Genomic DNA, 9,427 nt, shown 5'->3' on the forward strand with positions numbered 1-9,427 from the left:
AGTTTTAGATGCGCCTTTCTTTGGCTAACTCAGCGTGCTAAATGGGACGTTACCCTGATCGCTTCTTAGACATACGCCACAAGGCGTATTCCCCAATCTCCCGTGCTTCCCTAAAGTCTCCCCATCGCCACGCAAAAGCCTGTCTGAAAACTAAAAACAGGCCCAGCGCAGCGAGACGGAAACTTATCACCACCGGAGAAGCAAACATGCAACACCTGAATTCACGACGCTTTACTCTCAAGGCACTCACCGCTGCCGTCGCCCTGACAGGCCTCTCAAGCCTCCCAGCTTTTGCCGCCGACACCATCAAGGTCGGCATCCTGCACAGCCTCTCGGGCACCATGGCCATTTCGGAAACGGTGTTGAAAGACACCGTGCTGATGGCGATTGACGAGATCAACGCCAAGGGTGGCGTGCTGGGCAAGAAGTTGGAGCCCGTGGTGGTGGACCCTGCTTCCAACTGGCCGCTGTTTGCTGAAAAAACCAAGCAGCTGCTGGGGCAAGACAAAGTCGCGGTCATCTTCGGCTGCTGGACTTCGGTGTCGCGCAAATCGGTATTGCCGGTGCTGGAAGAAATGAACGGCCTGCTGTTCTACCCCGTGCAGTACGAGGGTGAAGAGCTGTCCAAAAACGTGTTCTACACCGGCGCCGCGCCGAATCAACAGGCCATTCCGGCCGTTGACTACCTGATGAGCAAGGACGGCGGCGCGGCCAAGCGCTGGGTGCTGCTGGGCACCGACTATGTCTACCCACGCACCACCAACAAAATTCTGCGCGCCTACCTGCACAGCAAGGGCGTGAAAGACACCGACATCGATGAGAAGTACACGCCGTTCGGTCACTCCGATTACCAGACCATCGTGGCCGACATCAAGAAGTTCTCCGCCGGCGGCAAGACCGCCGTGGTGTCCACCATCAATGGCGATTCCAACGTGCCGTTCTACAAGGAACTCGGCAACGCGGGCCTGAAGGCCAAGGACGTGCCGGTGGTCGCCTTCTCTGTCGGTGAAGAAGAGCTGCGCGGTGTCGACACCAAGCCTCTGGTGGGCCACCTGGCCGCCTGGAATTACTTCATGTCGATCAAGAACCCGACCAACACCGAGTTCATCAAGAAGTGGACCACCTACGCCCAAGCCCACAAGCTGCCCGGCGCCGACAAGCCTTTGACCAACGACCCGATGGAAGCCACCTACATCGGCATCAACATGTGGAAGCAGGCGGTTGAAAAAGCCAAGTCCACCGATGTCGACAAGGTCATCGCCGCCATGGCAGGCCAGACCTTCAAGGCACCGGACGGCTTCCTGATCAAGATGGATGAAAAGAACCACCACTTGCACAAACCTGTATTCATTGGCGAGATCAGGGCTGACGGCCAGTTCAACGTGGTCTGGAAGACGCCCGGCCCGATCAAGGCCATGCCGTGGAGCCCGTACATCGAAGGCAATGCTGGCAAGCCTGACGAGCCGGCGAAGAAGTAAGAAGCTACTGCGCGGCCCGATCTGGGGCTCTGCAGTGCTCACCGTACATGCGTACGGCTCCGCGCTTCAAGCCCCACCTCGGACCGCTCGCTACGCTTCTTCCTTTCTTCGCGTTCTGTAGTTGGCCACGGAGTTACGGTTCTACTTATGCTGATTCGATATCTCCTCATAGTCGCTACGCTATTTATAGCTGGTCACGCATATTCCATAACGGCTACAGAGGCAAAAGCCATTGCATCCGGTGAAGCCGATGCGCGCATTGAGGCCTTGAACAAAGCGGTGGTGTCGGCTGACGACAAGACCGTCGCGTTCTTGCAGGCCCTGTCCGATGACGCGGTCAAAGTGGCCGGTGACAAGGTATTTGTCGTCAAAGACGGCAAGGGCTATGACCCGGTGAGCGGTGCCGAGGCTGCCGTGCCCGACGACGCCGAAGACGTGATGAACAACAACCGCATGCGTGGCGAGCTGGATTCAGCGCTGGCCGCGCTCAAGCTTTTCTCCAAAGACGAGAAGACTCGCATTGCTGCCATCAAGCAGCTGCAGAGCGATGCGGATGAAACCAAGCTGCCGCTGATCGAGATGGCTTTTTCTGCAGAGCCAAACGCGCAGATCAAGGAACAGTTGGGCCTGGTGCGGGCGGCGGCGCTGCTCAACAGCACTGACAAAGCCAAGCGACTCGAAGCCGCCAAGTTGCTGAGCAGCAGCACGCAGGCCAACACCAAGACCGTGCTGCTCGCGCGGCTGACCAAGGAGACCGAGCCGGACGTCAAATCCGCATTGCAGAACACACTGCGCCAGGTCGAGGCCGCGTTGGCCTGGGGGGATAGGCTGGGCGCGATCTTCAGCGGTATCAGCCTGGGCTCCATCCTGCTGTTGGTGGCGCTCGGCCTGGCCATCACCTACGGTCTCATGGGCGTGATCAACATGGCGCATGGCGAGCTGATGATGATTGGTGCCTACGCCACCTACGTGGTGCAAGGCCTGTTCCAGAAATACCTGCCCGGTGCTTTTGACTGGTATCTGCTGGCCTCGGTGCCGGTGGCCTTTCTGGCCTCGGCGCTGATGGGCGCGGCGCTGGAGCGTAGCGTGATTCGCTTCTTGTACGGTCGCCCGCTGGAAACCCTGCTGGCCACCTGGGGCATCAGCCTGATGCTGCAGCAGCTGGTGCGCAGCTTTTTTGGCGCGCAAAACGTGGGAGTGGAGAACCCGTCGTGGATGAGTGGTGGCGTGCAGGTGCTGGGCAATTTGTCGCTGCCCTACAACCGGCTGGTGATCATTGGCTTTGCCGTGTTTGTCTTGCTGGGGGTGGGGTGGTTGATCGGCAGAACGCGCCTGGGCCTGTTCGTGCGTGGCGTCACGCAAAACCGGCCGATTGCCGCATGCATGGGGGTGAACACCGCGCGTATCGATACCTATGCTTTTGCCCTGGGTTCCGGCATCGCGGGATTGGCTGGCTGCGCTTTAAGCCAGGTCGGCAATGTCGGACCGGACCTCGGGCAGGGCTACATCGTGGACTCCTTCATGGTGGTGGTGCTCGGCGGCGTTGGTCAGTTGGCGGGCACGGTCTATGCCGCGATGGGCCTGGGCGTGCTGAACAAGTTTCTGGAGGGCTGGACCGGTGCCGTGTTGGCAAAGATTGCCGTGCTGGTGTTCATCATCATCTTCATCCAAAAACGTCCGCAAGGCATTTTTGCCATGAAGGGCCGGAGCGCCGAAGCATGAGCGATATCACACTCCCTTCCAAAAGCCCGGTGCTGACCGGCAAAGGCTGGACGGCCTTCATTGTCGCCCTGGTGGTGGTCTGTGCCGTGGCACCCGCGCTCAATCTGTTGGTGCCCAAAGCGAGCCTGTTTCACATGAGCGACTACGCCGTGGCGCTGGTCGGAAAGATCATGTGCTACGCCATCTGCGCGCTGGCCATGGACTTGATCTGGGGCTATACCGGTATCCTGAGTCTGGGCCACGGTGTGTTCTTTGCGCTGGGCGGCTACGCCATGGGCATGTACCTGATGCGCCAGATTGGCACGGATGGCAACTACAAAAGCAAGCTGCCTGACTTCATGGTGTTTCTGGACTGGAAGACGCTGCCCTGGCACTGGGCCTTCAGCGACAGCTTCGTCGCCACCTTGTTCCTGGTGGTGGCCGTGCCCGGATTGGTGGCCTTTGTGTTCGGCTACTTTGCCTTTCGCTCGCGCATCAAGGGTGTCTACTTTTCCATCATCACCCAGGCCATGACCTTTGCCGCCATGCTGCTGTTCTTCCGCAATGAGACCGGCTTTGGTGGCAACAATGGCTTCACCGATTTCAAGCGCATCCTGAACATCCCGATTGCCACGCCAGCGATGCGCATGACGTTGTTTGTGCTGACGGGTGTCACGCTGCTGGGCTTCTTTCTGCTGGCGCGCTGGCTGGTTGCAGCCAAATTTGGCCGCGTGTTGCAGGCGGTGCGCGATGCCGAAACGCGGGTCATGTTCTCGGGCTACTCGCCCGTTGGCTACAAGCTCACCATCTGGACTATTTCGGCCATGATGTGTGGCGTGGCCGGGGCTCTGTACGTGCCGCAGGTGGGCATCATCAACCCGAGCGAGATGAGCCCGGCCAACTCGATCGAGATCGCCATCTGGGCCGCCGTCGGCGGCCGCGCCACGCTGGTGGGCCCGATCGTCGGCGCCTTCATCGTCAACGGCGCCAAGAGCTGGCTGACGGTGGCCTACCCCGAGTTCTGGTTGTACTTTTTGGGGGCGCTGTTCATTGGCGTGACCCTGTTCTTGCCGGACGGTGTGGTCGGGCTGGTGAAGAAGCTGAGGGCAGACAAATGACCCCCGATCTGCTGGAAGAAGGCGCCCGTCGGGCCGCGGCGCACGCGCTGAGAGCCGAGCCGGGCAAGACCGAGTCTGGTGGCCGCCAGGCGGGCTTCTCGCGCATTGCCAGGCCGGGCGAAGTGGATGTGACGCATGGCCGCATCTTGTACCTGGAAGAGGTGAGCGTGAGTTTTGACGGCTTCAAGGCCATCAACAATTTGTCGCTGGACATTGCGCCCGGCGAGCTGCGTTGCATCATCGGCCCCAATGGCGCGGGCAAGACCACGCTGATGGACATCATCACCGGAAAAACACGGCCGGACGCGGGCCGGGTTTACTTCGGCAGCACGATTGATTTGCTGCGCTACACCGAACCCGAAATTGCGCAGCTCGGCATAGGGCGCAAGTTCCAGAAGCCCACGGTGTTTGAACAACTCACGGTGTTCGAGAACCTGGAGCTGGCGCTCAAGACCAACAAGGCGGTGACCGCGTCGATGTTCTTCCGCCTTGATTCAGCGCAGAGCGACCGCCTGCTTGAGGTGCTGCACACCATTCACCTCGCGGACAGCGTGAGCGCCCAAGCGGGCAATTTGAGCCATGGGCAAAAGCAGTGGCTGGAGATCGGCATGCTGCTGATGCAGGACCCCAAGCTGCTGCTGCTCGATGAACCGGTGGCCGGCATGACCGATGAAGAAACCGAGCGCACCGCCGAGCTGTTCCTGAGCCTCAAGGGCCGGCACTCGCTGATGGTGGTGGAGCATGACATGAGTTTCATCAACACCATCTCGGACATCGTCACCGTGCTGTGCGAGGGTTCGGTGTTGGCGCAAGGCACTTTGGAACAGGTGCAAAACGATGAGCGTGTCATCGAGGTCTACCTGGGAAGGTGAGCATGCTAAAAATTCAAAACATCAACCAATATTACGGCGGCTCGCACATCCTGCGCGATGTGAGTTTGCAGGCCACGCTGGGCAAGGTCACGGTCATTTTGGGGCGCAATGGGGTCGGCAAAACGACGCTGCTCAAAAGCCTGATGGGCTTGGTGCCGATCAAGACCGGCAGCATCGAGTTGGACGGCAAGCCGATTCACAACGCCACGCCTTATGAGCGCGCCCGCGCCGGTATCGGCTTCGTGCCCCAGGGCCGCGAAATCTTCGCGCGGCTCACGGTGCAGGAAAACTTGGCGATGGGTCTGGCCTACAAGCCTGCCAGCACACCGATACCGTCCGAGCTGTTTGAGTTGTTCCCGGTGCTCAAGCAAATGCTGCATCGCCGCGGCGGCGACTTGTCGGGCGGGCAGCAGCAGCAACTCGCGATTGCGCGGGCGCTCGCGGCTGCGCCGAAGTTGCTGATCCTGGACGAACCGACCGAGGGTATTCAACCCAGCATCATCAAGGACATCGGGCGCGTCATCCGCATGCTGGCCGACCGCGGTATGAATGGACAAAAGGTGGCGATTGTGTTGGTGGAGCAGTACTACGACTTTGCGCAGGCGCTGGCCGACGACTATGTGGTGATGGAGCGCGGCTCCGTGCTGGCCCGTGGCCGGGGTACGAACATGGAAATCGACGGCGTGCGGCAGCTGGTCGCGATTTGAGCGCCACGGGCACCCGGTTTTCAGGTCAGCGTGCTGGGAACCTTGGCCGACACGCCACCGGCGCGCAGGGTCAGGCCGCCGGCCTGGCGCTTTTGTTCACCCAGCGCCGGTTTGCTGCTGTTGGTAGCAAAGCGGGCGCGCAAGTCCTGAACGGTCAGGTTCAGGCTGGCTGCGTCTTCAATTTTGTCGGCGTAGCGATGCAGCACCAGGTAAGCGGTTTCGATCAGCTTGCCATTGCGGGTGGCGCCGCCGTGCGCAATGAGCTCCTTGACCGCCGCCTTGGGGTTCCCGCCCATGCTGAGTGACATCGCATGTTCGGCGATTTTCAAAACCTGGGTGTGGGCGGCCCGAACACGGGCGGCATAGGGCTCGTGAACAGAAGCCGCCCCGGCCAGAAGTTCACTCATGGAGCGGCTCGTGCAAAAACGCATGCCCAGCGTGTCCACCACAGCTTCCACTTCGTCCAGCTGAATGGCTTTGTCGGCCAGCAGCGCCATCAGCGCCAGCAGGTTGGAGGCGGCTTCAAAATCAAAGTCCGGCGCGGTCAAGGTTTTGGCCATGGTGCGTACGGCGTCCACGGCCTGCGCAAACTGGTGTAGCTGGATCGAAGACAGGGCATCCACAATGTCCGCCAGTCGCCGATGGCGTTTGCTGTTCGGGTTTCTTTCAATCAGGCGGACGAAGTCGTCACGGCAGCGCTGCAAGCCTTTGCGGTCACCGCTTTCCGCGCGGGTGAAGGCCAGCAGCACGAGTGACTGGCAGTCAAACATTTTGGAGTCGAGCCCGAGCCGGGCGGTGCGGTCGAGTATCTTCTCGGCCTCTTTTCTGTCGCCAGCGTAGTAGGTCATCATCCCCAGATTTTGCAAACGGTTGATGGAGGCTGGCGTCAACTCGCTGGCCATTTTGTAGGTCGCCAGTGCCTTGTCAAAATTGCCGAGTTCAAACTGGGCGCGTCCCATCACGTCGTAGGCGTCGGCGTAGCTGGGGTCTTCGCTGATCAGGTTCTCCAGCGTGCTGGCCGCCACGGTGGTCTGACCGGCGTCCAGCAAGGAGCGTGCGACCCCCAGCTTGGCCCATGGCAAGGTCTTGGCGGCGACGACCGCCTCGTACAGGGTCTGGGCCTGCGCGAATTTGCTGGTACGCAGCAGCAGCTCGGCACCGACGCGGGCCGCGTAGAGCCAGAACAGGCCTTTTGTTTCAAAGCGATGAAGACACAGATCGGCAGCGCGTTCAAAGTCATCGGCTTCGATCGCGGTAAATATGTCGGCCAGGGAAATTTTCCGGATGCGGGCCTGCCGCAGACGATCGGCCAAATGGGTGGCTTTGTGGGGTTTGAGCAAATAGCCGTCCAGTGCCGACTCCGCTGCCTCGGCCACCTTGGCGTAGGTCGCCTCGGCGGTCACCATGATGAAAACGGTCGAGAACGGCAGGAGCTGGTTGCGGCGCAGGTCATCCAGCAAATCCTGGCCCGAGGTGGTGTCGCCGGCAAAATGATGCTCGCACAAAACCACATCAAACGTGCGGTATTCCAGCTGGCGGCGGGCATCCGCCAGCCGCGCGCATTGCACCACGCCGCCCATGCCAAATTCACGCAACTGGGACACCAGAATGGAGCGTGAAGTCGGGTTGCTGTCAACGACCAGCGCTTGCGAAGCAGACAAGTCGTCTTCCGGCAGCGCCATCAGAAATACCCCGGCTGCAAAATAGCACTGGACGTTGGATCGTAAATTTTGTCACCTCGTATCGTTTTAATATCAAAATGATAGCACTACGTTGACCAAATACGCGGACTGGCAGCCGACAGACTCCAGAAGTGCGGGCGCCAGCGGCTCCAGACGAGGCGCAGCAGGTCCATCGCCGGCTCCACCATCGGGGCCAATACCCTGACCACAATGACCCGGTCATTGGGGCTGGTGGCACCGGCCGTGTGGCGCAGCGCGTGCGCCTCGATCACTTCGCGGGCCAGGTCCAAGGCGAGCTGGCGCCGCCCGCGCTCCAGCTTGCTGCCCGCCACAAAAAAAATGGAGGCCAGGCAGCGCTGGCCCGCCAGTCCCAGCGGGCCGTCCATCAAACGAGGGTCATCGGCCTGGATGCGTCCGCGCTCCAGCCATACCCCGGGCACTTCGATGTGCTGCAAGAAACTACCCTGCTCGAAAGCTTGGCTGGCGTGCGGCAGACCGAGCGCCGTCACGTCCCAGCCCATGAACTCGGCCTGCGGCGCCAGATCCAGCGTGAGGTGATTTTCTGCGCGGCAGTGGTTGTAGCAAATGGCTTCCAGGGGCAGCCACTCCAGGCGTGCCTGCTCAGTCAGCGTGATGTGGGTGCGCTGCAGCGCCAGCTCGCCGCTGGAGCGGTAAAAACGCGTGGCACCGGGGGTGGTGATCAGACCGTGGGAAGCGCCGCCTGCCGTGATCTGAAGGTCAAGCGTGTCGCCACCAACCAGACCGCCCGGCGGATGGACCAGCACGTTGTGACAGACCGCATCACCCTCGGGGTACAGGCTTTGCAGAATGCGCAAAGGCCCGTTGTGCGCGTGCCTGAGCACCGTGCGGGCCAGCGCCAGACGGTAGTCAAGTTGAAGTCGGGCGTGCCAAGGCATAAATTATGGGTAGCGGTGCGATTGCACCTAATTTGATAGCTGCTTGCGCTTATTCCGCGAGGGCTGCAGGCCAATTCTTCTAAACCTCTTTGGTCTCCTTGGTCGATGGATTGACAGCCGTGCCATGACCGGCGTTGGCGACGGCCAGCGCCGTCATGTTGACCACGCGTCGCACCGTCGAGGAGGGTGTGAGAACGTGCGCCGAGGCGGCGGCGCCCAGCAGGATGGGCCCGACGGTGATACCGTGTCCACCGGTCACTTTGAGCACATTGAACAGAATGTTGGCGGCGTCCAGGTTCGGGCAGATCAACACATTGGCCTCGCCCTGCAGCTTGCTGTCCATCAGGGCCGCATGGCGCATGTCTTCCGACAGGGCCGCGTCACCGTGCAGTTCGCCATCGCATTCCACATGCGGCGCCAATTGACAAAAAAGCGCATGCGCAAGGCGCATTTTGACGGCCGACTTGCGCTTGGACGACCCGTACATGGAGTGCGAGAGAAAGGCGACCTTGGGCGGCAAGCCGAAGCGCCTGACTTCGTCGGCCGCCATCACGGCAATGCTGGCCAGCTGCGCGGCGTCCGGGTCTTCGTTGACGAAGGTATCGGCGATGAACAGGGTGCGTTTCTCCAGCATCAAGGCGTTCAATGTCGCCAAGCCGAAGGCGCCTGATCTGACGCCGATGATGTCGCGAATATGCTCCAGGTGCACGTCGAAACGGCCCACCAGCCCGCACAACATGGCATCGGCGTCGCCGAGTTTGACCATCAAGGAGGCAATGGTGGTGTTGGAGCGGCGCACGGCGGCCTTGGCGGCGTCGATGGACACGCCATGGCGCCCCATAAGGTGGTGGTAGGTTTCCCAGTATTGACGGAAACGTGGATCGTCTTCGGGGTTGACAAATGCGACATCCACCCCGAGCCGGATGCGCAGGCCCGCTTTGGCCAGGCGCGC

The 9,427-nt window shown here is 60.9% G+C and carries 8 protein-coding genes; 5 read left to right on the forward strand and 3 right to left on the reverse strand.

The window, feature by feature from the left end:
- The first annotated feature begins 206 nt into the window (after positions 1-206).
- The 5 genes from urtA to urtE all read left to right on the forward strand — a co-directional run bounded on the left by urtA (position 207) and on the right by urtE (position 5,876).
- Positions 207-1,478, forward strand: coding sequence for an urea ABC transporter substrate-binding protein (gene urtA / locus B3V69_RS18540; protein WP_296448622.1), 1,272 nt, complete (start codon positions 207-209; stop codon positions 1,476-1,478).
- A gap of 147 nt (positions 1,479-1,625) precedes the next feature.
- Entirely contained in the window at positions 1,626-3,200 is a 1,575-nt protein-coding gene (gene urtB / locus B3V69_RS18545) for an urea ABC transporter permease subunit UrtB (protein WP_296448625.1), read from the forward strand.
- Positions 3,197-4,297 carry an urea ABC transporter permease subunit UrtC gene (urtC, locus tag B3V69_RS18550; RefSeq protein ID WP_296448628.1) on the forward strand — a complete coding sequence of 367 codons (1,101 nt, stop codon included), beginning with the start codon at positions 3,197-3,199 and terminating at the stop codon, positions 4,295-4,297. The genes urtB and urtC overlap by 4 nt, the downstream gene beginning before the upstream one ends.
- The gene (gene urtD / locus B3V69_RS18555) at positions 4,294-5,169 is read left to right on the forward strand and encodes an urea ABC transporter ATP-binding protein UrtD (RefSeq protein WP_296448631.1); all 876 of its coding nucleotides are present in this window, start codon (positions 4,294-4,296) and stop codon (positions 5,167-5,169) included. Before urtC ends, urtD begins: the two co-directional genes overlap by 4 nt.
- Before the next feature lie 2 nt (positions 5,170-5,171).
- Positions 5,172-5,876 carry an urea ABC transporter ATP-binding subunit UrtE gene (gene urtE / locus B3V69_RS18560; RefSeq protein ID WP_296448632.1) on the forward strand — a complete coding sequence of 235 codons (705 nt, stop codon included), beginning with the start codon at positions 5,172-5,174 and terminating at the stop codon, positions 5,874-5,876.
- 20 nt (positions 5,877-5,896) lie between these two features.
- Here urtE and B3V69_RS18565 read toward each other — a convergent pair whose 3' ends face one another.
- The 3 genes from B3V69_RS18565 to B3V69_RS18575 all read right to left on the reverse strand — a co-directional run.
- Positions 5,897-7,558, reverse strand: a complete 1,662-nt coding sequence (locus B3V69_RS18565) for a response regulator (protein ID WP_296448634.1) — start codon at positions 7,556-7,558, stop codon at positions 5,897-5,899.
- Between the two features lie 86 nt (positions 7,559-7,644).
- Positions 7,645-8,475, reverse strand: a complete 831-nt coding sequence (locus B3V69_RS18570) for an urease accessory protein UreD (protein ID WP_296448636.1) — start codon at positions 8,473-8,475, stop codon at positions 7,645-7,647.
- 79 nt (positions 8,476-8,554) lie between these two features.
- Positions 8,555-9,427 (reverse strand): phosphate acyltransferase (locus tag B3V69_RS18575; RefSeq protein WP_296448637.1); only part of this gene is annotated, 873 nt, incomplete at its 5' end.

Origin of the sequence: Rhodoferax sp. UBA5149 (assembly GCF_002413825.1) — a bacterium.
Lineage (GTDB): Bacteria > Pseudomonadota > Gammaproteobacteria > Burkholderiales > Burkholderiaceae_C > Rhodoferax.

Coding starts and splice junctions, on each gene's coding strand:
- urtE (WP_296448632.1), top strand. CDS start 5,172: ATGCTAAAAATTCAAAACATCAACCAATATTACGGCGGCTCGCACATC.
- urtB (WP_296448625.1), top strand. CDS start 1,626: ATGCTGATTCGATATCTCCTCATAGTCGCTACGCTATTTATAGCTGGT.
- B3V69_RS18565 (WP_296448634.1), bottom strand. CDS start 7,558: ATGGCGCTGCCGGAAGACGACTTGTCTGCTTCGCAAGCGCTGGTCGTT.
- urtC (WP_296448628.1), top strand. CDS start 3,197: ATGAGCGATATCACACTCCCTTCCAAAAGCCCGGTGCTGACCGGCAAA.
- urtD (WP_296448631.1), top strand. CDS start 4,294: ATGACCCCCGATCTGCTGGAAGAAGGCGCCCGTCGGGCCGCGGCGCAC.
- B3V69_RS18570 (WP_296448636.1), bottom strand. CDS start 8,475: ATGCCTTGGCACGCCCGACTTCAACTTGACTACCGTCTGGCGCTGGCC.
- urtA (WP_296448622.1), top strand. CDS start 207: ATGCAACACCTGAATTCACGACGCTTTACTCTCAAGGCACTCACCGCT.